Here is a 22,889-nt window from a genome sequence, read left to right on the forward strand (position 1 = left end):
CAGTGCCGCCAGAAGGGCGTCCAGGTTTGTCTTCACACACTGACCAACGGGCGCCCTTCGCCATGGTTGCGACCAGCGCACACATCGGACTCACTCATCTAGTCACGTCAGGAGTCAACTGCCGCTTCCAGCCGGGGAGCTGCACCACTCACCGTACAGACCCCTCATCGGCTGGAAACGGCCTTCATGGCCGTGGCACCTGATGTGCTCGACGGCACACGCCAGCACGTCGTTGCGGGCGGCCGGCAAGCGGTAGTGGTCGCCTCGGGGACCTCGGGACCCGAGCGCCCATCTCTCCGTCTACGCAGCAGGGTTGAGTTCGGCGTGGCCGAACAGCATGCCGTAGCCGGTGGGGAGATGAAGGAGGATTCGGGTGATCAGGTCGGGGCCGGCGTGGGCTGCGACGGCGGCGAAGACGGAGCCGGTGTCCCAGCGGGTGGTGGCCGGGGAGGCGCCGGAGCGGGCGGCGAGGTCCTTGACGAAGGCCCAGCCGGTCAGCGGCTGGGTGTCGGGGATCTGTGCGGTCATCACGCGTGCGGCCTCCGGGGGCAGGCAGGCGGCCAGGTCGACGCGTTCGTCGCCGGTGAGCTGACGCCCGAGCCCTGCGAGGACCAGGCGGACGGCTTCGTCGGCCCGCTCGCGGGTGGGGTAGGCGCCCTCGTAGCGGACCTTCTCCAGCATCTGCTCGTACGCCGTGCCGTACGGCTGTTGGTGCTCAAGTGGTAGGCGCGCGTCGGAGGTCACTGTGGTGTGTGCCTTTCAGGGAGCCATGGGAGTGCCGGGTGCGGCACGCCCGGTCGTGGTCAGGTGGGCTGGGGGCGGCCGAAGAGGAGGTCGTAGCCGGCGGGGAGTTGGAGCAGGATCTGCCCCATCAGGTCCTCTCCTGCCGTGTCGGCGACGGTGGACAGCACGGCGCTGACGTCCCAGGTCGCGGTCTGCTCGGTGGCGCCCTCGATCCAGGCGGCGGTCGCACGGACGAACCGCTCTGGGGACAGCGGCTCGGCGCTGGTCAGCGGGTTGAGCAGGATCAGCGCGAAGCCCTCCGGCAGGCGTGCCGCGAGCTGGGCGCGGACCTCGCCGACCAGGTGTGCGCCGAGCAGGGCGAGCACCACGCGGGCCGCACGATCGGCTTCCTCCGGAGTGTCGTACTCGCCGCGCTCCGTCACGCGGTCGAGGAACGTCTGGTGTCGCAGGGTCATCGGCCGCCCCTTCCTCTTCGGGCCTTCCACGGGGGTGCGGAGGGCGGGGGAGGGGGAGATCAGGTGCCCGTCCTCCGCACCGTCTCCGGGCTGGTGTCAGCCGGAGATCTCCTTGTGTCCGGTGCCGACGCCGACGGAGATCTTGCGGGGCTTGGCGCGCTCGGCGATCGGGATGCGCAGGGTGAGCACGCCCGCGTCGTAGTCGGCCTGGATGTGCTGGGTGTCGAGGGTGTCGGCGAGCACGATCTGGCGGGAGAAGACGCCCAGGGGCCGCTCGGACAGTTCCATCTGCACGTCGTCGGTCTTGGCCGGCGGCCGGCGCTCGGCCTTGACGGTGAGCATGTTCCGCTCGACGTCGATGTCGATCGCGTCCGCGGTGACGCCGGGGAGGTCGAAGGCCACCACGTACTCGTCGCCCTCGCGGTAGGCGTCCATCGGCATCGCCGACGGCCTCGCCCAGGTGCCCGGGCCCATCATCTGCTGTGCCAGCCGGTCCAGCTCACGGAAGGGGTCAGTACGCATCAACATCGTGAGAACACCTCCAGCAGGTTCAGGCGGTTGCTGCCAATGCGCTTCACTGACACCGTTGTAACATGTCATCCGATGGATGACAAACACGGTGTCGTCGATGCGATGACCAACCGAGGGAGGTGCCCATGACCGCAGCCGACCAGCCGCCCACGACCAGCACCGACGCCCACAACCCGGCGTCGTTCCTCGCCGCCGCGGCGGCCCTTGCCGCCATAGACGACGCCCTGCGCGATGCCCGGCACGAGACCCCCGACACCGCCGGCCCCGGTCCCGAGCAGGCACTGGCCTCCCTGATGCTGCTGCGGCAGGTGCGCGAGCAGCTCGCCGGATGGGAGACCGGCCTGATCGAAACCGCCCGCGCCGCGGGCGCCAGCTGGGCAGACCTCGCCGGCCCTCTCGGCGTCGCCAGCCGCCAGGCCGCCGAACGCCGGTACCTGCGCGGCCGCCCCGGCGCCGTCGGCACAACCGGCGAGCAGCGCGTGACGGCCACCCGCCAGGCCAGGGCCGCCGAACGCGCCGCCGCCACCTGGGCCCGCGCCAACGCCGCCGACCTGCGCCGCCTCGCCGGACAGATCACCTCGCTCGACCACCTCGCGCCCGAAGCACGCTCAGCCCAGGCCGCCCTGCATGCCGCCCTCGGCGCCACCGACGCTGCCGAGCTCATCGCCCCTCTGACCGGCATGCGCCCCTACCTCGATGCCCAACACACCGACCTCGCCGAATGCCTGGACGCACTCGCCGACCGGCTCACGGCGACAGCAGCTGACGATGCCTGACTCCCACCGTGCAGTCCGGCCTGGCCGAACCGCGCCGACGGCGGGCAACGATTCGTCCCGGCCCGAGTCCAAACCGTTCAATGACGTTCCCACAGAAAGGACCCCACATGGGTAGCAGTGTCGAGACGCTGGAATTCCAGGCCGAGACACGCCAGTTGCTCCGACTGGTGATTCACTCGATCTACTCGAACAAGGACATCTTCCTGCGCGAGCTGATTTCGAACGCCTCCGACGCACTGGACAAGCTACGACTGGAATCGCTGACCGACTCCAGCCTCGTCAAGCTCGACACCACAGACCTGCACATCTCGTTGGAGGTCGACAGGGACGCCCGCACACTGACCGTCCGCGACAACGGAATCGGCATGAGCCGGGACGATCTCGTGGAGCTGATCGGCACGATCGCCAAGTCCGGCACCGCCGGCCTGCTGGAGAAGATCAAGGAGTCCAAGGACGCCGCCACCGCCGAGAGCCTGATCGGGCAGTTCGGCGTCGGCTTCTACTCGGCGTTCATGGTTGCCGACAAGGTCACCCTGCGCACCCGGCGAGCCGGGACCGACTCCGGCACCCAGTGGGAGTCCGACGGCGAGGGCACCTACGACCTCCAGACCGTCGACGGCCTGCCCGTGGGCACCTCGGTCACCCTGCACCTCAAGCCCGCCGACCGCGAGGACGGGCTCGCCGACTACCTGTCCGCGTCGAAGATCCGTCAGATCGTCAAACGGTACTCGGACTTCATCCGCTGGCCCATCCGGATGGCCACCGAGCGCACCGACACCGAGGGTGAGACCACCATCGAGGTCGACACGCTCAACTCGATGAAGGCGCTGTGGGCCCGGCCGCGCACCGAGGTGACCGAGGACGAGTACAACGAGTTCTACCAGCAGATCAGCCACGACTGGCTGCCCCCGGCCGAGACGATCCATATGCGCGCCGAAGGCACCTTCGAGTACGAGGCGCTGCTGTTCATCCCCTCGCAGGCACCCTTCGACCTGTTCTCCCGCGAGACCAAGCGCGGCGTGCAGCTGTACGTCAAGCGGGTGTTCATCATGGACGACTGCGAAGCCCTCATGCCCAACTACCTGCGCTTCGTCAAGGGTGTCGTGGACGCCCACGACCTGTCGTTGAACGTTTCCCGCGAGATCCTCCAGCACGACCGCCAGATCCGCGGCGTGCGTCGCCGCCTGGTCAAGAAGGTCCTCGGCGCCATCAAGGACATGCAGTCCAAGGACGCCGAGCGCTACACGAAGCTCTGGACGCAGTTCGGCCGGGCGCTGAAGGAAGGCCTGGTCGAGGACACGGACAACACCGAGGCACTGCTCGAGCTGGTGTCGGCCGCCTCCACACACGACCCGGAGAAGACCACCACCCTGCGCGAGTACGTCGAGCGCATGAAAGACGGCCAGGACGCCATCTACTACCTGACCGGCGAGACTCGCGCGATGGTGGAGAACTCCCCGCACATGGAGGCCTTCGCCGCCAAGGGGTACGAGGTCCTGATCCTCACCGACCCCATCGACGAGGTATGGGTGGACCGGGTTCCGGCCTTCGAAGGCCACCGACTGCAGTCCATCGCCAAGGGCCAGGTCGACCTCAACGAGTCCGCCGACAACGGCCGGGAAACCGACGCCGAGAAGGCCCAGCGCGAGCAGGACTACGCCGCCCTCCTCCCGTGGCTGACCACCACCCTGTCCAAGCAGGTCAAGCAGGTCCGCCTGTCGTCACGCCTGACGACCTCGGCGGCATGCATCGTCGGCGACGCCCACGACATGACCCCGACCCTGGAGAAGATGTACCGGGCGACGGGACAGCAACTGCCCACCGTCAAGAGGATCCTGGAACTCAACCCCGCACACCCGCTGATCACCTCCCTGCGCACAGCACACAACGCCAATGCCGACGACCCCGCACTGGCGGAGATCGCCGAGCTGATATACGGCAGCGCGCTGCTCGCCGAAGGCGGCGACCTGCCCGACCCTGCCCGCTTCACCCGGCTGCTCACCGACCACCTGAACCGCACTCTGTAACCATGGGTGCGGCCCGGCGAGGCCGAAGCGCGCCCGGTCGCACCCACCCACCCCGGCCTCGCGGCAAGATCTGCCGCGCATGCATGCCGGTGCCTGCCGGCAGAAGCGGGGGATGTTCGGTGGAAGCAACAACGGAAGCAGCCGCGGCCCGCAGCGTGGCCCGTGCGCGTATGGGGTCGGGCCTGGCGGTGACGGTCCTTCTGCTGCCCTTCGGCGGCTATGGACTGGCCCGGACGGGGGCGGTTCCCGAAGGCACACCCATCGTGCTCGGCCTGCTGTGCGTGATCGTCGGCTCCGTCCTCCTCCCCACACTGTGCGAGGAGCAGGCCCCGTTCCGGCATTCGTCGTCGAGCCTGACCGCTCGCACCCTGACCGGCGAACGGTCCGTCGACCTGAACCGAATCGCCACGGTTCGGCTGCTGACGACCTTCTCGTACGGCAGCGCATACCGCGCCCTCGTGGTGCGCGACACCCATGGTGTACGCCTTGGCATCACGACCGAGAGAAGCCGCAGGAAGCTGCGCCGAGCGATCGAGAAAGCGGATGCGAACGCCGCGCGGGGTGTCCCCGGGCCCCGGGTGAGCCGTGCGGCCCGGGCCCATCTGGGCCTTGCCCCGGGGCGAGGTCTCGTCGTCCACACGCTTCTCAGCTTTCTGCTTCTGACGGTGTCCGTGAGCCTGTACGTGGCTGTTGTGCTCGGACTCGGCGGGCAGTGAGCCTTGCCGGTATTGGACCATGACGTTGCGTGATCGGTCGGACAGTTCGGCCGTACTCGAGTTGGAGCAGAACGAGGGCCGCAGCGGCGACCTTCGTGATGCGGCTGGGGTCGAGGCCGACCTGGCGCAGAGCCCTGAAGGTGGTCTTGAGCAGAGAGTCGGCGCGTTCGCACACGCCGTGGACACCCCGAATGACCTTGTTCTAGGTCTGCTGGGCCTCGTCGGCATGCCGCCCGCGGGCATCTTGATCGGGCGGCGAAAGCCGTCGTCGGCGTTCTCGTAGCCGAGGTCGACCAGGGTCGGGACGCCCATCTCGGCGGCGAGGGCGTTCAGGTGCCGACCAGGCCGTGGTGGCGGGCACAGGTGGTGTCGTGCTCGCAACCCGGAAGGACCGGCGAGATCCAGAGCGGCCAGCCGTCGGGGGTGGAGATGACCTGCACCTTCCCGCCATGATGCCGGTGCTTCCCGGACCACCACAGGTCCGCGCCGTCGGGGCCGATCGCGTCGCCGCCGTCGGTCCCGACGGCGGCGACGCGATCGGTGCGGACCTGTGGTGCCGTCCGGATTCAGATGCGTCAGTCCGGCCTCCTGCGCGCGCCGCAGTGCGGTGTCGAGATCTGGTGCCCCGGCTGCCAGGACGGCCAGCCCTTCGCGCAGGTACGGTAGGCGGCGGAGGTCGACAGGCCGTTGTCACAGTCAAGTTGGGCCAGGCCCGTCGTTGAACCAGCACAGGACGAGCACGGCCTGCCGGGAGCAGCCCAGCGGACGCCGTCCCCGGCGGGTGCCGATCTCAGCCCGACGGTCTCGCAGCAGCCGGGCCAGATGCTCGGCGGTGGACAGTCGCCCATCGAACACGGCGGTCCATATGACACCGGTCGACATGTGAGGCCCCTCGGTCGGATCCTTCCGTCGCAAGATCATTCCTACCAGGGGCCTTGCGCCAGGCCGGACTTGAGTGCGGAGAGAGTGGCACCGCGAGCCGAACCGTCACGGTCGGTGAGCACCGGTTACCGGGAAAGGCTCCGTGTTCCTGTAAGGGGCAGGCGTTACGGCCAGCCTTGCGTCACCTTGGCGGGGGCCGTGTTCCAACTCTTGGGTATGAACGTAACCATATAGGTTCCGCGGTCGAAGTCTGCGTATCCGGCGGACCAGTTCCGGAACTTGCTCTCGTATACCTTCATCGGGCCCATGCCTCCGTTGGGCGAGTGATAGTGGTTGGCGTGGGTCCACACAGTCTGGTTGTGATCTGCTTCGTGTTGGTCACCGAACCATCCGTAGTCGAAATTCACATAGCTTTCGCCGGGGTTGCCGGGGCTGCGCGAGGTGTTCCTGTCCTTCGACATGTCGACCAGGCCTGTGCTCTGGTTGGGGCGGAAGGCCTCCGGGTCGCCGTACTTCCTCTTGCTGGAGGAGCTCCGCGGGTCCTGTCCGCTCCAGAAGTGCTTGGAGTAGATGACCGCCTTCATCCTGGACGGGTCGTAGTTGCCCCCATCCTTGTCCTTGAAGGAAGGGGTGTTCCTTAGAGCCGAGTAGAAATTCGAGCGGGCGTCTTCGTTGCGCAGAGCGTCGTCTTTCCTTGTGAGTTCCGCCTTGAGGTTATTGAGATAAGCCCCTTCGTCGTGTGCGTTCTCCAGGGCCTTGTTCATGATGGATGCCACATCACGAGCCCGTTTGAATCCCTTTCCCTCGTCGAAGCTCTCCTTGGCGATGCGCCCTTCAAGCTCGGCCCGCGTCTCGCCTGGCCGGGGAGTGGTGTTCTCCAGAGCGTTCTTGTACTTGTTCTCGTCGAAGGAGGCGAACGCCAGTTTGTTCGTCGGGTAGGGGCCTGAGTTGACCCAGGTGATGCCCACGCAACCGTAGGACAGCTGTTCTCGCTGCTCTTCGGTCATCTGTCGTGCCTGACCATCGCGGTGGCTGTATACCTGCTGCCACTTGCGTATGTAGTTGCTGATGCCCGTAGTCGCCCTGCCCCCGTACACCCGGTACGCGTCAGGCATGCTGTCCAGCGGCTCGGCTGGAGGCGTCACCCTGCCGCTTGCCGCCGCGGAGGCCCTGAGGGATTCCATGGCACTCGGCAGTGACGCCCCTGAGGGCTTGCCGGGCTGACCCAGACTCAGAGCCTTCTCGTTCAGTGCGTTGATGCGCCTGACATCATCTGCGGTCAGGCCGTGCTCCTTGGCGAATGACCCCCTCTTCTCCCCCTCGACCCTGTCGGCGGCCTGGCTGACCGACGGTAAGAAACCAGCGGTGCACACCACTACCCCCACAGTGGTGAAGGCGAGGAATCTCGAGCGTTTGTGCATGAAGATCACGAACTCCTTTGCAATGAAGCGTCATGAAGCGATGGCATGCCAGAGGGACAACGCAGTCATGGGGCCCGGCAGCGCGCCCCTGCGTCGCTGCACCGGAGGCGGCAAGGCGCCGGCAGAGGGAGACACGTGGAGGGTGCGCGGGACGGTGGTGGTGAGTCGCCGGACAGACGGCCACGTCGTCTCAGCCGACCGGAGGCCACCACGATCAGGGCCCGGTCCAGCCGGCCCGATCGGGCAGGGCCGCCGGCCCGCTACCTCGGGCCCCCGAGACTACGACGCGTCCCGGACCGGGTGGCCTGGGCTGCAGTAGCGGACCCCGGCGCGCGAGGCGGAGCCCATGAAGCCGACGCCGTCAGGCGCTCCCGACCGGGGTGAACATGCGCGTGCACGGTTGTCCGTAGCGCGGAGGAAACCGAGATGGCCTGCGTTGGGCCCCAGGCTGGGGAGCGTCCTTGGCTTCCTCTGTGCGAAGGTGCCCACGGTTCAGGGACCGGCCCCCTGCACAGCGGCCCCGGGGACACAGAGGTCGGAAGCCAGCCCGCAGGTTGTCCAGTCCATCCTGCGGAGGGGTTGGTTCATCACGTCTCGACTCCCGCGTGAATAGTCAGGTTGTACGAGAACAGATCATGTCCCGGTGCCAACTCCCCGACAACACAGTGGCTCCACATTCGGCCACGCCGTCATATAGGGCAGTATTCGGTCACTGCTCCGAGCCCGCCCAGCTCCGGATACGGAGCGGCAGCATTCTCCTCACCCCAGGAAAATGGTCTGCGGCGAGGTCGGCGGCAGTGACGTCGGGAATCCCGGGGAGAGTTCGACGATGCGCTGCTCACCGGGACGAAGAGTCCCGTAGAGAGACGGTTGTCCAGATACGGAAGCCGCGGTCAGCACGCGGCAGTTCGGAATTATACAAACCACGCCCGCTCCCCAGAACCGCTAGATCTCCGCCATTCGCCACCGCGAGCTCTCGCTCGCCTCACCTCCGCCGGCAGCCCTGTCACTCTCCCGGCCCCTCTGCGAAACGGCTGTAAAGCCCCCTCCGGCCATCCACGCGAGAAGCGCACGCCCGCCGGGCCGACGGCCCACATCAGCCGCGCGATCCGCTTGTGGTTGACGCGCTCGCCCGCCTCGCGGAGCTCGGCCGTGATCCTGGGGACGCCATAGGTCCCCTCCGACTCGCGGTGCACGGCCCGTATCCGGGCGGCCCGGTCCGCGACCGTCCGACGCCAGTAATAGAAGCTGGAGCGGGCGATGCCCAGGATGGTGCACAGCCGCTTCCCGCCGTAACGGCGCTGATGGTCGGCGACGAACCGGAAGCAATTCACCAGCGCGTCTCCCCGGCGAAATACGCCTGGTCTGCAGCCGCGATGCCGCCCTCGGCCAGCGGGATCACGCGTGACCGGCGAGGCGCTGATTGCCGCGGGCTGCGCTCAACGGGGCATCCAGCCCCTGGGGGGCGTCCTGCCTCTGATTCCGGCAGAAGTCCTCGGGGATGGCGAGCTCGGCCCAGATCGTCTTCCCGGATGCGGTGTACCGCGTGCCCCAGCGCTGGGACATCTGGGCGACGAGGAACAGGCCGCGGCCGCCCTCGTCGTCCTGGCGCGCTCGTCGCAGGTGCGGTGCGGTGTGTGCGCTGTCGGAGACCTCGCACAGAAGGCAGCGATCCCTGATCAACCTCAGCACGACCGGTCCGGTGGCGTACCGGATGCCGTTGGTGACGAGTTCGCTCACCACGAGCTCGGCAGCGAACGACAGCTCGGACAGGCCCCAGGTGCTCAGTTGGCGTTCAGTGAGCGTACGAGCGCGGGCCACCACGGCCGGATCGGACGGCAGCTCCAGGTCCGACACCTGATCGGCGTCGAGTTGCCGGGTGCGGACTAGCAGCAGTGTGGCGTCGTCCACCTGCGGCCCGGGTGGCAGGGCCGACAGCGCCCGGTCGCACAATTCCTCCAGCGGGCATCGCTGCCAGGTGAGCACCTCGGCCAGGCGGTCGATTCCGCTGTCGATGTCCTGGCCCCGGTTCTCCACGACGCCGTCGGTGAAGAAGGCCAGCACGCTGCCGCTGGACAGGTCCAGGTCGACGTTCTCGTACGGCAGAACGCCCAGCCCCAGGGGCGGTCCCGGAGTCAGCGGGGACATGGCCACCGAGCCGCTCGCATCGGCAACCATCGGCGGGAGATGGCCCGCACTGGCCCAGACGCACCGGCCGCTGACCGGGTCGTAAATCGCATACAGACAGGTCACTACCATCGCCTCACCGCTCAGTCCGTCATCCGCGTCGGGCTCCGATTCCTGCGCGACCAGGTCGTCTAGTCGCGTGAGCAGCTCGGCCGGGTCCAAGTCCAGCAGCGCAAGGGTCCGTACGGTGGCGCGCAGCCGGCCCATGGTCGCTGCGGCGTGCATGCCGTGGCCCACCACGTCGCCCACCGTCAGTCCCACCCTCGCCCCGGACAGCGGGATCACGTCGAACCAGTCGCCGCCCACGCCCACGCGGCTGTCGGCAGGCAGGTAGCGGTACGCAACGTCGACCGCGCTCTGTTGGGGCAGGTGCCGTGGCAGCAGACTTCGCTGCAGTACCAGGGCTGCCGCATGCTGGCTGGTGTACTGGCGGGCGTTGTCGATGCCGACGGCGGCCCGCTCGGCCAGCTCCACGGCGAGTGTCTGCTCCTCGGGGCCGAAGGGGTCGGGGTTGCTGTTGCGCCGGAAGGTGGCGAGGCCCAGCACGGCCTCGCGGGTGAGCAGAGGGACGAACAGGCAGGAGTGCGAGGCGGTCGACTCCTCCTCGCCCGCTGCGTCGGGAGGGGAGGCGCCGACGACGCAGCGGCCTGTGGCAAGGCTCAGAGCCTGCAGTGACGAGGGTGGGTAGGAGACGGGGCTGGTCCGGAACTCCTCCGGAGTCCGGCCGTGCATCCGCAGCAGTCCGTGTCCCGGCGCCGAGCGCGTCGGCGGCTGTCGTCCCTCGATGACCGCCGGAGGCAGATCCACCAGCACTTCGTCGGCCAGTTGCGGTACGGCCACGTCGGCGAGTTCCGCAGCCGTACGACGCACGTCTAGCGAGGCGCCGACGCGCTTTCCCGCCCGCACCAGGAGCGACAGCCGTTCCTGCGCGCGGTAGCGATCGGTGATGTCCAGGGACTCCTCGAACAGCCCCAGCGGCTCGCCCCGGGCGTCCAGCAGCCGGTGGTACGAGCAGGACCAGACGTGCTCGCGCACCGGGTCGGCGGGGGCGTGCCCGCGGTAGTGCATGCCGACGACCGGTTCCCCGGTCGTCAGCACGTGGTACATCACCTGGTCCTCGTCCGGGGGGTGGTGGCGGGAGATGAATTCGCCTTCCGGAAAGAGATCCGCGGCCGACCGACCGGTGTACTGGGCGATCCCCCCGAGCTCCAGATCGGTGGAGACGTTCCCCCAGACGACGCGCATGTCGGTATCGAAGATCGTCAAGCCCACGGGCGACTCGGTCGCCAGGCCCTGGAGCATCGCCAGCTGCGCTTCCCAGCTGCGGAGCTCCTCCAGCTCGGCAGCCATCACGACGGCCGCCGCTCCGCTCCGGTGCGACAGCGGGCTGAACGCCACAGCCGCGCGCACCGTGCGTCCGTCCCGGTGGCGGAGGTCCAGGACGAGGCTGCGGGACTGGTGCGCCTTGCAGAGGGCGGCGGACAGGCGCTGGCCGGAGGACGTCGCCAGGAGCCGGGCGGCCGACTGGCCGAGTGCCTCCTCGGGAGAGTGCCCGAGGAGGCCCTGGGCAGAGGATCCCCACCCGACAATGCGGCCTTGGTCGTCCAGCACCGCGGCGGCCGCCCTGGAGGGGTCCAGGGGACTATGGAAGTCGACGTTCGCCGCATGCGGAAAACGATTCATGACACCGCTTCCCTTCGTGCTCCCCAGCATCCCGTGCCGCAGGACGGACGACAACCGCTCGCGCGATACCCACCCTGATCACACAGGGTGATCGCTGAACACTTCCCGGATGCGACGTGCTGACCGCTGCTGCCCAGTCGCGACGGCCTCGAAGGGGATCCCTCATTCCGATGCCGAGTGGAGCTCTGGTGGGAAGGTCGGGGTAGGTGTCAACGGGCCTTGAGCCGTCTTCCAGATGGCCCAGGCCGGCGGCCATGTCGAGGGCATCGACGACCAGGCCGGCGCGGTGGTGGTCGGCCATCGAGTAGCCGATCACCTCTCGGGTCGCCAGATCGAGCCAGGTCGCCAGGTAGAGCCAGCCTTCGGCGCTGGGTATGTGGGTGATGTCGCCGACCACGCGCAGGACAGGGGCCGGGGCGGTGAAGTCACGCCCGATCAGGTCCGGTGCCGGCGCGGCCTTGCGGTCGGCACGGGTGAGGCTGTGACGCCCGGTGCGACGGCTGTGACCGACGACGCGGTGTTCGCGCATCAGCCGCTCGACGCGCTTGCGGTTCGCCACGTGTCCCCGGCGGCGCAGTTCGGCGGTGACGCGCGGAACGTCGTACGTCTTCTTCGACGCGACGTGGATGACGGTGATCTCGTGGACCAGGGCGAGGTCATCACGCTCGCGCACCAAGCGGGCCTGCTCCCCGGCTTCCCAGGCATAGTACGAGGAGCGGGCCACGCCGAGGACGGCACACAGCAAGACGACGGTGAAATGGGCCTTCTCCGCACGGATCAACCGGTACACCTCGCTCACCGGTCGCTCTCCTTCGCGAAGAAGGCCGTCGCTTTTTTCAGGATCTCGATCGTCTTGGCCTGGTCGGCGGCGAGCTTGCGCAGCCGCTTGAGCTCCTCCCGCTCGGCCGCATCCAGCCCGCTACCGGCGGCCACGGGCGTCTCCGCGGCGGCCTGCCCGCTGCCGTTCGGTTTCTTCACCCAGCCCCGCAGGCTCTCCGAGCTGACGCCGAGTTCCCGGGCGATTTCGGTCACCGTTCGGCCCGAGGACGCCACGAGCGCGACCGCGTCCCGCTTGTACTCTCCTCCGAGCACCGCTTCGTGTACTTGCCTCCCACCTGGCACTGCTTCCTCTGGGCTCACAGGGCCCAGCACGGTTGTGACGCGTGTTGCAGACGTTCTTGAGGAGAAAATAAAGAGTGCTCGTTTTGTTTTGTGGCATGGATTAGCGAAGTGCCCCTCAATGATTTACCAAGGTGACCGATGTGAATGGTGAAACCTACGGATGGTCCGGTAAGTGGAGTGAGGAGTCCGGGTCGATTGGCGGCCGGGGGAGGGGCCGAGTAACATACGGAACGTTCTTTTTTATTGGGAGATGCGGTGACTCGGCAGCAGCCGCAGCAGGCGCGTGCGATCCAGACCCGCGAGTCGATTCTTCGAGCGGCAGCAGACGTCTTCGACGAGGTCGGCTTCGCCGGCGCGAGCATCAACCGCATCCTGAAGAGAGCGGGGGTCACCGCCGGGGCCCTCTACTTCCACTTCGCGTCGAAGGAGGACCTCGCCCGCGCGGTCATGAACGCCCAGTCCGAGTCGATCATCCCGTGGCTGAAGTCCGAGGGACTGCAGCGGCTTGTCGACATCACCATGGTGTGGGCGTACCAGCTCCGGGCGGACCCGCTCCTGCGGGCGGGCGTGCGCCTCACCGGTGAGCAGGGCACGTTCGGCGTCAAGGACGTCACTCCGTACCAGGAGTGGACCCAGATCATGACCGAGTGCCTCGAAGCGGCCGTGGCCAAGGGGGAGTTGCAGGCCGGTGTCGAGCCTGCCGAACTCGCGGAGTTCGTGGTGGAGGCGTGCACGGGCATGCAGATGTACTCGTCGGTCGCCAGCGAGGCCCGGGCGGACCTCGCCGACCGCGCGGTGCGGATGTGGCGGCTGCTCCTGCCGGGCATCGCGGTTCCGGCCGTCATCGCCCGCACCGAAGTGAACCCGGCACGCGTGCAGACGGTCATCCAGGCCGTCGGCGCGTCGCGGGGGACGGCGGCCGAGGCCGCCGACAGCGAAGTCGGACGGAACGCCGACGTGGTCGACTGAGGCCGCGCGACATGGGCCGCGGTGGTGGCTGCGGCACCGACAGGGGGTTCACATGGGTCACGGTCTTGCACACCTGCGCCTGGGCGCGGTCAACATCGACGGTGTCATGCTCAGCGACACCTTCAGCCCGGTCATTCACCACTTCCTGGTGAGCCGGGGCTGCTCGTACACGGTCGAGCTGGAACGCAGCATCTTCTCCCAGCCCCGCGCGGTCGCCGGCCGGCTGCTCGCCGAGGCGGTCGGCGGCACCATGAGCGGTGAGGAGGCGCTCGACGCGTACTTCGAGGAGCGGGCGCGGTACGTGGCCACGCACCCGGTGCACGTCAACGAGGGCGCTCTCGAACTCGTGCTGCGGCTGAGGGAGTTGGGCCTTGAGACCGTCTGCTACGGCGGACTGGCCAAGGACCACTTCGATACGTTCCTCGGCGAGCACGCCGAACTGTTCGACGGGACCGGCTACATCTGCACCGACGGCTTCCGCCCCGGCCTCCACGAGATCGCCACCGAGTACTTCGGCCTCGAGCACGACCGGGTGCTGGTCATCGACGACGTGGCCAGGGTCGCGGAGTCCGCACGGCTGCTCGGTATGCCGTTCATCGGCCATCCCAGCCCTTTCGAGCACAGTTTCCAGCGGCAGTTGATGGCGCAGGCCGGGGTCCGGCACCTGGTGGACTCGCTGCACGCGGTCGACGAGGCACTGCTGCATGCCGTCGACGCCCGGGCCGTGTCGGCCGCGGTCGACACGTTCGGCAAGCTGGATGCGGCGTTCAACAACGCCGGCTTCGTAACCGCCGGTACCCCGCTCCACGAGATCGACGACAGGACGTACGAGCAGACCGTCGACGTCGACCTGCATGGGTGTGGAACTGCCTGCGCCACCAGGTACCGGCGATCGTCTGCGGCGCGATCTGGCAGTACAACAACACCGAACCGGTCAAGGGCCCGAGCAACTACCTGTCGCTGCTCGTGAACCGCGCGACCATGACCGGCATGGTCGTCTTCGACTACGCCGACCGCTACGCCGAGGTCGTCGCTCAGCTGGTCGAGTGGCGTGCCGAGGGCAGGCTCATCTCCGTGGAGGACGTGGTGGACGGCGGGGGCAGCGCCTTCCCGGACACGCTGCTCAGGCTTTTCCGCGGCGAGAACCACGGCAAGCTCGTGCTCGCCGTCGCAGGCCAGTGAGCCCGATGGCGGCCATGGACCTCGAGGACGCCGGTGTCGTGGTCACCGGGGCGGGGTCGGGTATCGGGACGGCACCCGCCCGCCGCTTCGCCGCCGAGGGCGCCCGGCTCGTGATCAACGACGTGGACGCCGGTGTGGCGGCCCGGGTCGCCCACGAGATCGGCGGGCTCGCCGTACCGGGCGGCGCGGGGGCCGAGGAGGGCGTGGCCGCGCTCAGCGCCGCGGCGCGCGAACACCTCGGCTAGATCGACCTGTACTGCGCGAACGCCGGGATCGAACCCGGCGGCTCGGAGCACGCACCGGAGGAGGTGTGGGACAGCGTCTGGCAGGTCAACGTCATGGGCCACGTCCGTGCCACCCGCCATCTGATCGGACCTTGGCTGGAACGCGGCCGCGGCCGGCTGGTCGCCACCGTCTCCGGGGCCGGCCTGCTCACCCACCTCGAGTCGGCGCCCTGCTCCGTGTCCAAGCACGGCGCGCTGGCCTTCGCCGAGTGGCTGTCGGCCAACTACTGCGACGGGGGCGTCACGGTCCAGGTCGTGTGCCCGCTGGGTGTGCGCACCGAGATGTACGAGCGGTCGGACGCCGCCGCGAAGGAGGTGGTCGGCGCCTCGGTGCTCGACCCGCAGGACGTGGCCGACGAGGTGATGAAGGGGCTCGCGGACGGGCGCTTTCTGATCCTTCCCCACACCGAGGTACGCGACCACTACGCCCACCGCGCGGCCGACACCGACCGCCGGCTGCGCGGGATGCGGCGGCTGCGCCACCGTATCGACGACGCCGCGGCAGGCCGCCACAGGTCCGGTGCGCCGGGCGAGATCAGCGCCACGCTCCCGACACGCGCCGGGTGACGACAGCGCTGAGCGTGCGAACGCCACGCGTCGAGCCGGGGTCGATGCCCGTGAGTTCGCGGACCCGGCGCAGGCGGTAGTCCAGGGTACGGGTGTGGACGTTGAGCGCGCTCGCTGTGGCACCGCGGTGCATGTCGTGGCGGTAGTACGCGTCGAGGGTGCCGAGGAGGTCGGGACCGGTCTCCAGGCGGCGGGCCACCGTGCGGATCCAGTCGTCGACGAACGGCACGTCGGCGACGGCGAGTTCGACGAACACATCCGCCAGGGTGTGCGGCCGCAGCCGGGAGGGCGCCCGGTGCAGCGGGGCTGCCCGGCTGATCCGCCGGGCGCGGTCCAGAGCGCCGGACAGCTCCGGCAGTGGTGCGGTGGCCGTGCCGACGGCGCAGGGGCGGCCGAGGGCCCGGGCGAAGTCCTGGGCGAGATCCGGCAGGTGGTCGGGGGCGGCGTCGGGCAGGAGGCCGGGGACCGGATGCAGCGGTGCGTTCTCCGCCGCCGCGGCGCCGGAGAACAGGGGAAACAGGGCGATCAGCTCCCCGCTCCCGTCGCCGCCCTCCGGTCCCCACATGACGGGCACTCGGTGGCTCTTCACCAGCACCCCGATCTCGCTTTCCAGGAAATGACCTGCGGTGGGCCGTTCCGGAAGGCGGAACACCGTCACCGCGCAGCGTTCCGGCAGTTCCATACCGACTGCTGCGGCGAGTTCCGCCGAAGTCGGGTCCCCGTTCAGTAGCGACCGGGTCAGCAGGGCGACCTGTTCGGTGTACGAATGCTGGCGGCGCAGTACGCGTAGGAATCCCTGGCGGTAGGCGTCGATACCGCGTTCGCTCTGCGGGGCGAACCAGGCCATCATGCGTATGAGCTCGTCGACATCTCCGCCGCTCTCGGCCTCGGTGGCCTCGGTGATCTCACGCAGCATGAGAGCGGTGTGCACGTGCAGCACCCTCTGCTGCGCGTCCAGCGACATCCCGGCACTTGCCCGCAGCTCTCCCATCGATGCGATGCGGCTGAGATCGTCTTCGTTCAACTCCTCGTTGTATGGCGATAGTTCGATGGTCCGGCGGCGGAGCCACATCGCGTGCTCCAGCGTCCTGGCCCGCGCCCGGGGGGCCCTGTCCAGGAACCGGAGCTCCGGGATCTCCCGTGTGTATGTCTCAACCTCACGGCGGGCGTTGGCCGGCGCCCGCCGGGCCAGATGGGCGAAGAGGCTCCCCATGGGAGCCAGCATGTCATGCGGGGCGAAGGCCCGACAGGTGGGATCCGGACGGCGTTCATCACTTCGCGCAAAGCGGCGGCGAGTGCTCGGCGGGGCTTTGTGACAGTGCGCAAAGTTCCTGGGTCCGGGCGTTGTCGTCAATGGTTCTGCTTGTGGAGGAGTCGTGTAGCAGCCTTAATGGGAACCGCGTGAACGGCTCGGGAGGAACACCTCACGAGCCGTTCCGGGCGACTCCCGGAATGGCTGCGGTGATCAGCGCGTGCAGTGGACACGGGACTATCAGTCGGGCGCCTCGAACGGCGCTCTCCTCAATGGGAGGGAAACTCCGATGAAAACAGGCGCGGGAAAGCGCGTCATGGTGTCGGTCGCGGTCGTGCTCACGTCGACGGCCCTTGTCCTCGGCACGGCGGGCGCCAGCTCGGCCGCCTCCACCCCCGCCCCCACTGTCGGGCCCGGCCTGCGCGCGTTCGGGATCAGCGGCGACGGCACCCTGATGGCCACGTTCACGACCGACCGGCCGCAGGTGCTCGACTGGGTCCGGGTCGTCACCGGCCTCAGCGGCGACACCAGCCTGATCGGTATCGACTTCCGGGTGCAGAACGGTCTGATGTACGGCGTCGGTAACAAGGGCGGCATTTACACGATCAAGACCCCGCCGACCACCGCGGACGTCGTGGTCACCAAGGTGTCCCAGCTCCAGTACGCGCTGCACGGCGCCAACTTCGGCGTCGACTTCAACCCGGCGGCGGACCGCCTGCGCGTGATCAGCGACAGCGGCCAGAACCTGCGGCACAATCTCAACGACCACAGCACCATCCAGGACCTGAACCTCACCACCCCGCCCGTCGAGGGCACGACCAAGGGCGTCTCGGCCGCCGCCTACACCAACAACGACCTCAACGCGGCGACCGGGACCACACTGGTCGACATCAACACGAGCAGCGACCAGATCGTCCTCCAGTCCCCGGCGAACAACGGTACGCTCGCCCCCACTGGCAGCCTCGGCATCGACGCCGGGATCAACGCCGGCATGGACATCTACAGCACCCTGTCCGGCGGGAAGACGGTCGACAACGCCGCCTTCGCCACCCTCACGCCGTACGGCGCCGCTACCCCCTCGCTGTACAGCATCAACGTCCTCACCGGCCAGGCCACCTCCGTCGGCCATTTCCCGCTGAACATCGCGGACCTGGCGATCTCCCTCACCGGGTCCTGAGCCCGGCCGCCGCCGACTGCCCGGCGGACTCGGCGAAGCGCTCTGCCCCCTTCCTGCCGGCGACCCCCACCCGCCCGGCCATCCCCGGCCCCGGCCACGGAGCGAACCGGCGCTATGCGAACCACGGGTTCGACACAATTCAGCGGCCTGGAGGCCCGAGTTTGGGCTGCGAGGGTGTGTCAACTTAACCTCGCGCTTTCACAAGGTGGGGTGTCCGAGGCTTGATCAAATAAGCGGAGAGTGCTCCTGACCTGCAACGATGGGACTTGTCTAGGGTCCTGTTGGCTGCACGGGAAGAAGCACTCTCCAGGTGAAGAAGCGTATCGGGTCGTACCCGCGTGTCCGCATCGAGGGCGGCGGCCGGACTATTGAGGCGTCCCCCGGAGTGTGGACACAGGGCTCATGCCGCGATTGAGAGTTTAGCTGCTCGCAGATGCTGCTGTTCAAACTCCACTGGCGAGAGGTAGTCGAGTGCGCTGTGGCGCCTGCGGGCGTTGTAGTAGGTGAGCCACTCGAAGATCTCCAGCCTTGCCTGACGCATCGTCGAGAACAGCCTCTCGTGCATCGTCTCCCTCTTGAGTCCCTGCCAGAACGACTCGGCGAGGGCGTTGTCATAGCTCGAGCCGACGCGGCCCATGCTCCTGCGGATCCCGAACCCGTCGCAGACCTGCGTGAATGCGGCCGACGTGTACCGCGAACCCCTGTCCGCGTGGAAGATCACCCCGTCCACGTGGCCGCCACGGGTCGCCACCGCCATCGTCATGGCGTCGATGACCAGCTCGGCGCGCATGTGCGAGGCCATCGAGTAGCCGAGCACCCGGCGCGAGCAGATGTCCAGGACGCAGGCCAGATACAGCCACGAGCCACCGACCTGCACGTACGTGATATCGCCGCACCACTTCTCGTCCAAGCGCCCGGCGGAGAAGTCACGGCGCACGAGGTCCGGGGCGGGCGGGGCGAGCCGGTCCGGGACCGTGGTGCGCTTACGGCGCCGTAGATGCCTCACGCAAGGGACACACATCGCAGTCCTCGCGCCGGAAGAACACCTGAACGATGGGGACACCACGAATGTTGCGCCGCTGCGCGGACCAGACCGCGTTGGTATGCCCTTGTGGGCAGGTGACCCGCGGGGTGTCCCAGTCGATGGTGAATGCCTCCTGGGCGACTTCGGGTGCCTGCCGCTTCTGCGGGGAGGTGTCCGTGCGGAGGGGGCCAAGGAGGTTCACGTCGTAGTTATTCCGGGCTTGGACCAGCAAAGACGCGGAGGTGTAGCCGCAGTCCACCAGGTGCTCGGCAGGGAGCAGCTCACGTGCTTGCAGGGATTGGTGGACCTGATCGGTCATCTCGGTGTCCTGTACCGTCGCGTCGGTGGTGGCGACATTGGTGATCACATGAGGAGTACCGGGCTCGCAGACCTCGGAGAGGTGAACCTTGTAGCCGACCCAGCCGGCACCGCGTTTGACGCTGTAGCGGGCCTGCACGTCATACGGACTCACCATCCGAATCCTGCCCGGCGGGAGGTCCTTGCCCTCCCGCCAGCGCACCCCTCACCATCGCGGTGGTACTGCTGGACCCATGCCATCCGCAGGACCTGCACCGCCGGAATCTCCCGCAGCCACTGTGGTGCTCCCGGCGCATGCACCGCTTCCAGCAGGGCGAACCCGTCCTCACCGACCGTCCGTGCCCACTCCTCGCGGGCACTGTCACCCTTGGGCATCCGGTAGGAGTCACAGCGGGCCCCGTAACGCTTCTCCCAGGCCGGATGCCGCCGGGCGATGTCGGCGAGCCAGCTCGGAGCGCTGGCCGCCAGCGCCTCCAGGGAGGCCCGCATCGTCTCTCCGACGAACTCCATCCGGCCGCCAGCACGCACGGCCGCCAGCACGTGGGTCGCGTCGGTGCGCTGCCGTCCGCCGGCCCGCAGCAGCCCCAGTCCGGACAGCCGTTCCAGCACGGTGTCCAGCACCTGTTCCTCCAGGCCATGGGCAATCAGCCGGTCACGGAACTCGCTGAGCACCGAGAAGTCGAAACCCGGATCATCCAGCTCCAGACCCAGGCAGTACTTGAAGTCGATGCGCGCCCGTACCGCGTCCGCGGCCTGCCGATCGGTGAGTCCCTCGGCGAACTGGAGCACCGAGACCATCGCCAGCTGTCCCGGCGAGAGCGCCGGACCACCCCGCCGAGGGAAGGCAGAAGCGAACTGCTCGTCGCAGAACAGCGGCCCCAGCTCATCGCGTACCCGCATGGCCAGACAACTCTTGCGGAACACGGCACGCGCCACCCGCGCGGTCGTCTCGGGAACAGGCGGGACAGCAACCGGACGCAGCGACATCGCCGAGTCCTCCTTGCTTCCCCGCGAGTTGGAGCCGGTCCTCACCAGACTGGCCCACCGTCCAAGATCAGAAAGGCGATTCAGCGAATCGGCCAACGGAGTCTTGAATCCGGTGACTACACGCCTGCGTCGTACAACAGCCTGTGCGACCGGCTGGGCGTGGTCCAGTCCATGGGACGGGTCGGGTCATGCTTCGACATCGCCGCCGCCGAGGCGTTCAACAGTCTGCTCAAGGTCGAGTACATCCACCGGCACCACTTCGCTACCCTACCGGGGCCAGGCTGAAGATCGCGACATGGATCGCCGACTTCTACAACACCAAGCGCAGGCACAGCCGGGCCGGCGGACTACCGCCGGTGGAGTTCGAGCAGATGATCAGTCAGCAGCGTGCCCAGCCCCCCTACAGGGGCAAGGCCGCATAGAGAGGTCTCTACGCTTCCAGGGGGTTGACACAACGACCTTCCCCTGGAGGGATCCGCACCCTGGTGAATTCGCCGTCATTCCGCCTACCCGGCGCGGGACCTGTTACGCAGCGGCCGTTCTCTCCGACCTCGTGACGTGGCATCGCGAAGCGGGGAGAACGGCCGCCTACGCCGTCCCGGAAGAATCGCAGGTCAGCACGAGCAGTGATGGACCAGCGATAGGGGAGGCCGGGCCGAGGTCCGCGGCAGGGCCCCTGCTGATCCGATGCATGGCCCTCCCGAGAACACAGGGGTGTGTCAGTCGAGGGCGGGGCCTGGTGTGGTGTTGAGCCAGGTCCAGTCGGACCAGGTGGAGAAGCCGGTCTGCCATTTGTGGTGGACGCCGGCGTGGCTGGTTCCGAAGACTTCGATGCGGCCGTCGGCGTTGGTGGTGGCGGTGATCTCTGTTCCGCCGGTGCCGAAGTCGGTCCATTGGCTGTAGGGGCCGTTGGCGTGGGTCTGCCAGAGGTGTTGGGCGATGTCGTTGTTGATGGCGAAGGCTTCTACTCGGCCGTCCTGTGTCCGTGTGGTGGTGAGTTGGGAGTTGGCGGGGCCGCCGGTGGGTTCCCAGTGCGACCAGCTTGCCGGTCCGGTCTGGTACTTGTGGAATACGCCGACCGGTCCTGAGGCGAAGACTTCGAGTCGGCCGTCCTGGTTGTGGTCGACGGTGACGTCGTGTCCGCCGCCGCCGAAGTCGTTCCATGCGGACCAGCCGCTGTTGGGTGCGGTCTGGTAGAGGTGTTGGAAGGTCTCGTTGTTGAGTGCGAAGACCTCAAGGCGTCCGTCCGGGGCCTTCTCCATCTCGATGCGGCTGTTCGGGGGTCCGCCGCCGGTGGATTCCCAGGCGGACCAACCGCTGTTGGGCGCGGTCTGGTACTTGTGGAAGACGCCGACCGGTCCTGAGGCGAAGACTTCGAGTCGGCCGTCGGCGTTCGCGCCCACGGCAATGTCACGGCCTGCGCCGCCGAAGGTCTCCCAGGAGGACCAGCCACCGGATGGTGCCGTCTGGTAGCGGTGCTGGAACGTGTTGTCGTTGATGGCGAACAGCTCGAGGCGTCCGTCCGCGTTCGGGCCGATCGCCAGTTGGGCGTTGTGGGGGCCGCCCAGGGACTGCCATGGCGACCAGGCTCCGTTTGCCGCTGTCTGCCAGGCGTGGTAGACGCCGTCCGGGCCTGCGGCGAACGCCTCCAGGCGCCCGTCCGACGAACGCGCCGACACCACACGCCCCGACTCCTCCGGGGCAGCACCGACAGAGCCGGCGTCCTCGATGACCTTCCTGTAGCGGTAGGGCTTGGCCCTGAACTGGCCACCGTTGGTGGGGTAGTTGATGGACCGTTCATAGTGGACGGCGCCTGCGCCGCCCATCTCCTCCACGCTCGAGAAGCGGGTGTGCTCCGCGTTGGCCCAGCCCGTGAAGATCACCACGTGTCCCGCGTCCCCGGCGGTTCCGGGGCCGAGGGTGCCGACGACGTCCCCGGGCCGCAGGTCCTCCCAGCCGATCGGGACGAGGTAGTTCGGCAGGGTCACAGTGCTGGGAGATGAGGACAGATGCAGTGCCATCGACACGAAACCGGAGCAGTCGGTCCGGTAGGTCTTCCCCTGGACGTCGGGGTAGTAGCCGCCCTGGTCGTAGGGGACCCTGCGGTCCACCCAGTACTGCGCGCGGCTGAGGATCTCGGCGCGGGTGATGGGACCGTCCACGTCCGATGCCGCGGCAGCCCTCCCCGCGGTGAGAACCATGCCGGAAAGCGCCATTGAGAGGGCGAGGAACAGCAGCGCGACGGTGCGCTGTGTGAGCCGTCTGGTCATGATCTGGGGAATCTCCTCCGTCAAGGACGGGCCGCCTCTCACGCCCTGTGGAGACGGCCGATGCTCGCGTTCAGGTCGTCGGTGAATCGGGCAGGTGGTACGGAGTGGCCTCGTGCACGCGGTGGTCCGCCCTGACGTCAGGAGCCGTGATGCGGTGGTCGGACGCACCACTGAGGCAGGACGCGGGGCCGCGGGGTGCATGCCCGGGTCGGCACTGTGCGCTGAGGTTCGCGATGTTCTGACGGACACGGACACAGGGAGCTCGCAAGCACGGGCGCGGGCCGCTCGGGTGGATGACCTTGCGGCACACGGAGT

General features: G+C 68.2%; 19 protein-coding genes and 3 pseudogenes. 8 read left to right on the forward strand and 14 right to left on the reverse strand.

Annotation, left to right across the window (positions count from 1 at the left end):
• Positions 1-300: 300 nt before the first annotated feature.
• The 3 genes from QMZ92_RS32710 to QMZ92_RS32720 all read right to left on the reverse strand — a co-directional run bounded on the left by QMZ92_RS32710 (position 301) and on the right by QMZ92_RS32720 (position 1,727).
• Entirely contained in the window at positions 301-681 is a 381-nt protein-coding gene (locus tag QMZ92_RS32710) for a DUF2267 domain-containing protein (protein ID WP_502962193.1), read from the reverse strand.
• Positions 682-803: 122 nt separating this feature from the next.
• On the reverse strand, positions 804-1,199 hold the full coding sequence (locus QMZ92_RS32715; RefSeq protein ID WP_283301206.1) for a DUF2267 domain-containing protein: 396 nt from the start codon (positions 1,197-1,199) through the stop codon (positions 804-806).
• 96 nt (positions 1,200-1,295) lie between these two features.
• Positions 1,296-1,727 (reverse strand): Hsp20/alpha crystallin family protein, encoded by a 432-nt coding sequence (locus QMZ92_RS32720; RefSeq protein WP_283301207.1) that lies wholly within the window; start codon positions 1,725-1,727, stop codon positions 1,296-1,298.
• A 128-nt stretch (positions 1,728-1,855) separates the two neighbouring features.
• On the opposite strand from QMZ92_RS32720, the gene QMZ92_RS32725 reads away from it, so the two are divergent.
• The 3 genes from QMZ92_RS32725 (at position 1,856) to QMZ92_RS32735 (ending at position 5,249) form a co-directional block, all read left to right on the forward strand.
• Entirely contained in the window at positions 1,856-2,506 is a 651-nt protein-coding gene (locus QMZ92_RS32725) for a type III effector protein (protein ID WP_283301208.1), read from the forward strand.
• 107 nt (positions 2,507-2,613) lie between these two features.
• A complete protein-coding gene (htpG, locus tag QMZ92_RS32730) occupies positions 2,614-4,533 on the forward strand; it encodes a molecular chaperone HtpG (protein WP_283301209.1) in 1,920 nt (639 codons plus the stop codon).
• A 119-nt stretch (positions 4,534-4,652) separates the two neighbouring features.
• Positions 4,653-5,249, forward strand: a complete 597-nt coding sequence (locus tag QMZ92_RS32735) for an HAD family hydrolase (protein WP_283301210.1) — start codon at positions 4,653-4,655, stop codon at positions 5,247-5,249.
• Between the two features lie 40 nt (positions 5,250-5,289).
• Here QMZ92_RS32735 and QMZ92_RS32740 read toward each other — a convergent pair.
• The 6 genes and pseudogenes from QMZ92_RS32740 to QMZ92_RS32760 all read right to left on the reverse strand — a co-directional run.
• Positions 5,290-6,131 (reverse strand): annotated as a pseudogene (locus QMZ92_RS32740) (transposase family protein); the annotation flags it as partial.
• 164 nt (positions 6,132-6,295) lie between these two features.
• Positions 6,296-7,552, reverse strand: coding sequence for a protein-glutamine gamma-glutamyltransferase (locus QMZ92_RS32745; RefSeq protein WP_283301228.1), 1,257 nt, complete (start codon positions 7,550-7,552; stop codon positions 6,296-6,298).
• A 914-nt stretch (positions 7,553-8,466) separates the two neighbouring features.
• Positions 8,467-8,886: an IS3 family transposase gene (locus tag QMZ92_RS36615; RefSeq protein WP_502962190.1), complete on the reverse strand. Its 420-nt coding sequence runs from the start codon at positions 8,884-8,886 to the stop codon at positions 8,467-8,469.
• A gap of 64 nt (positions 8,887-8,950) precedes the next feature.
• Complete coding sequence (locus tag QMZ92_RS32750) at positions 8,951-11,422, reverse strand: SpoIIE family protein phosphatase (protein WP_283301211.1); 2,472 nt, start codon at positions 11,420-11,422, stop codon at positions 8,951-8,953.
• Positions 11,382-12,221 carry an IS3 family transposase gene (locus QMZ92_RS32755; RefSeq protein ID WP_283301212.1) on the reverse strand — a complete coding sequence of 280 codons (840 nt, stop codon included), beginning with the start codon at positions 12,219-12,221 and terminating at the stop codon, positions 11,382-11,384. The genes QMZ92_RS32750 and QMZ92_RS32755 overlap by 41 nt, the downstream gene beginning before the upstream one ends.
• Positions 12,218-12,574, reverse strand: coding sequence for a transposase (locus tag QMZ92_RS32760; RefSeq protein WP_349307786.1), 357 nt, complete (start codon positions 12,572-12,574; stop codon positions 12,218-12,220). Before QMZ92_RS32760 ends, QMZ92_RS32755 begins: the two co-directional genes overlap by 4 nt.
• 225 nt (positions 12,575-12,799) lie before the next feature.
• Between QMZ92_RS32760 and QMZ92_RS32765 the strand changes: the two genes are divergently transcribed.
• From QMZ92_RS32765 to QMZ92_RS32780, 4 genes and pseudogenes are all read left to right on the forward strand, one after another.
• A complete protein-coding gene (locus tag QMZ92_RS32765; protein WP_283301214.1) occupies positions 12,800-13,513 on the forward strand; it encodes a ScbR family autoregulator-binding transcription factor in 714 nt (237 codons plus the stop codon).
• A gap of 52 nt (positions 13,514-13,565) precedes the next feature.
• A complete protein-coding gene (locus QMZ92_RS32770; protein WP_502962191.1) occupies positions 13,566-14,483 on the forward strand; it encodes an HAD family phosphatase in 918 nt (305 codons plus the stop codon).
• 11 nt (positions 14,484-14,494) lie between these two features.
• A complete protein-coding gene (locus tag QMZ92_RS36160; protein ID WP_502962192.1) occupies positions 14,495-14,695 on the forward strand; it encodes a hypothetical protein in 201 nt (66 codons plus the stop codon).
• A gap of 5 nt (positions 14,696-14,700) precedes the next feature.
• A pseudogene (locus tag QMZ92_RS32780) lies at positions 14,701-15,546 on the forward strand (SDR family oxidoreductase).
• On the opposite strand, the gene QMZ92_RS32785 reads toward QMZ92_RS32780, so the two are convergent.
• Positions 15,515-16,759, reverse strand: a complete 1,245-nt coding sequence (locus QMZ92_RS32785) for a PucR family transcriptional regulator (RefSeq protein ID WP_283301215.1) — start codon at positions 16,757-16,759, stop codon at positions 15,515-15,517. The pseudogene QMZ92_RS32780 and the gene QMZ92_RS32785 overlap by 32 nt on opposite strands.
• 355 nt (positions 16,760-17,114) lie before the next feature.
• Between QMZ92_RS32785 and QMZ92_RS32790 the strand changes: the two genes are divergently transcribed.
• A complete protein-coding gene (locus QMZ92_RS32790; protein ID WP_283301229.1) occupies positions 17,115-17,975 on the forward strand; it encodes a DUF4394 domain-containing protein in 861 nt (286 codons plus the stop codon).
• Between the two features lie 400 nt (positions 17,976-18,375).
• On the opposite strand, the pseudogene QMZ92_RS32795 reads toward QMZ92_RS32790, so the two are convergent.
• The 4 genes and pseudogenes from QMZ92_RS32795 to QMZ92_RS32810 all read right to left on the reverse strand — a co-directional run.
• Positions 18,376-18,978, reverse strand: a pseudogene (locus QMZ92_RS32795) (IS3 family transposase); the annotation flags it as partial.
• Positions 18,959-19,474: a hypothetical protein gene (locus tag QMZ92_RS32800; protein WP_283301216.1), complete on the reverse strand. Its 516-nt coding sequence runs from the start codon at positions 19,472-19,474 to the stop codon at positions 18,959-18,961. The pseudogene QMZ92_RS32795 and the gene QMZ92_RS32800, both read right to left, overlap by 20 nt.
• A complete protein-coding gene (locus tag QMZ92_RS32805; RefSeq protein ID WP_283301217.1) occupies positions 19,468-20,304 on the reverse strand; it encodes a transposase in 837 nt (278 codons plus the stop codon). The genes QMZ92_RS32800 and QMZ92_RS32805 overlap by 7 nt, the downstream gene beginning before the upstream one ends.
• Positions 20,305-21,023: 719 nt before the next feature.
• Positions 21,024-22,574, reverse strand: a complete 1,551-nt coding sequence (locus QMZ92_RS32810) for a DUF8189 domain-containing protein (protein ID WP_283301218.1) — start codon at positions 22,572-22,574, stop codon at positions 21,024-21,026.
• Positions 22,575-22,889: the final 315 nt, after the last annotated feature.

Source organism: Streptomyces sp. HNM0645, assembly GCF_030056615.1.
GTDB classification, from domain to species: domain Bacteria; phylum Actinomycetota; class Actinomycetes; order Streptomycetales; family Streptomycetaceae; genus Streptomyces; species Streptomyces marianii.

Excerpts from the sequence above, each read along its gene's own strand:
- QMZ92_RS32770 (WP_502962191.1), top strand. The coding sequence starts at position 13,566 with ATGGGTCACGGTCTTGCACACCTGCGCCTGGGCGCGGTCAACATCGAC.
- QMZ92_RS32710 (WP_502962193.1), bottom strand. The coding sequence starts at position 681 with ATGCTGGAGAAGGTCCGCTACGAGGGCGCCTACCCCACCCGCGAGCGG.
- QMZ92_RS32720 (WP_283301207.1), bottom strand. The coding sequence starts at position 1,727 with ATGTTGATGCGTACTGACCCCTTCCGTGAGCTGGACCGGCTGGCACAG.
- QMZ92_RS32750 (WP_283301211.1), bottom strand. The coding sequence starts at position 11,422 with ATGAATCGTTTTCCGCATGCGGCGAACGTCGACTTCCATAGTCCCCTG.
- QMZ92_RS32715 (WP_283301206.1), bottom strand. The coding sequence starts at position 1,199 with ATGACCCTGCGACACCAGACGTTCCTCGACCGCGTGACGGAGCGCGGC.
- QMZ92_RS32790 (WP_283301229.1), top strand. The coding sequence starts at position 17,115 with ATGGTGTCGGTCGCGGTCGTGCTCACGTCGACGGCCCTTGTCCTCGGC.
- QMZ92_RS32805 (WP_283301217.1), bottom strand. The coding sequence starts at position 20,304 with ATGTCGCTGCGTCCGGTTGCTGTCCCGCCTGTTCCCGAGACGACCGCG.
- QMZ92_RS32800 (WP_283301216.1), bottom strand. The coding sequence starts at position 19,474 with ATGGTGAGTCCGTATGACGTGCAGGCCCGCTACAGCGTCAAACGCGGT.
- QMZ92_RS32810 (WP_283301218.1), bottom strand. The coding sequence starts at position 22,574 with ATGACCAGACGGCTCACACAGCGCACCGTCGCGCTGCTGTTCCTCGCC.
- QMZ92_RS32725 (WP_283301208.1), top strand. The coding sequence starts at position 1,856 with ATGACCGCAGCCGACCAGCCGCCCACGACCAGCACCGACGCCCACAAC.
- QMZ92_RS32785 (WP_283301215.1), bottom strand. The coding sequence starts at position 16,759 with ATGGGGAGCCTCTTCGCCCATCTGGCCCGGCGGGCGCCGGCCAACGCC.
- QMZ92_RS32745 (WP_283301228.1), bottom strand. The coding sequence starts at position 7,552 with ATGCACAAACGCTCGAGATTCCTCGCCTTCACCACTGTGGGGGTAGTG.
- htpG (WP_283301209.1), top strand. The coding sequence starts at position 2,614 with ATGGGTAGCAGTGTCGAGACGCTGGAATTCCAGGCCGAGACACGCCAG.
- QMZ92_RS36160 (WP_502962192.1), top strand. The coding sequence starts at position 14,495 with ATGACCGGCATGGTCGTCTTCGACTACGCCGACCGCTACGCCGAGGTC.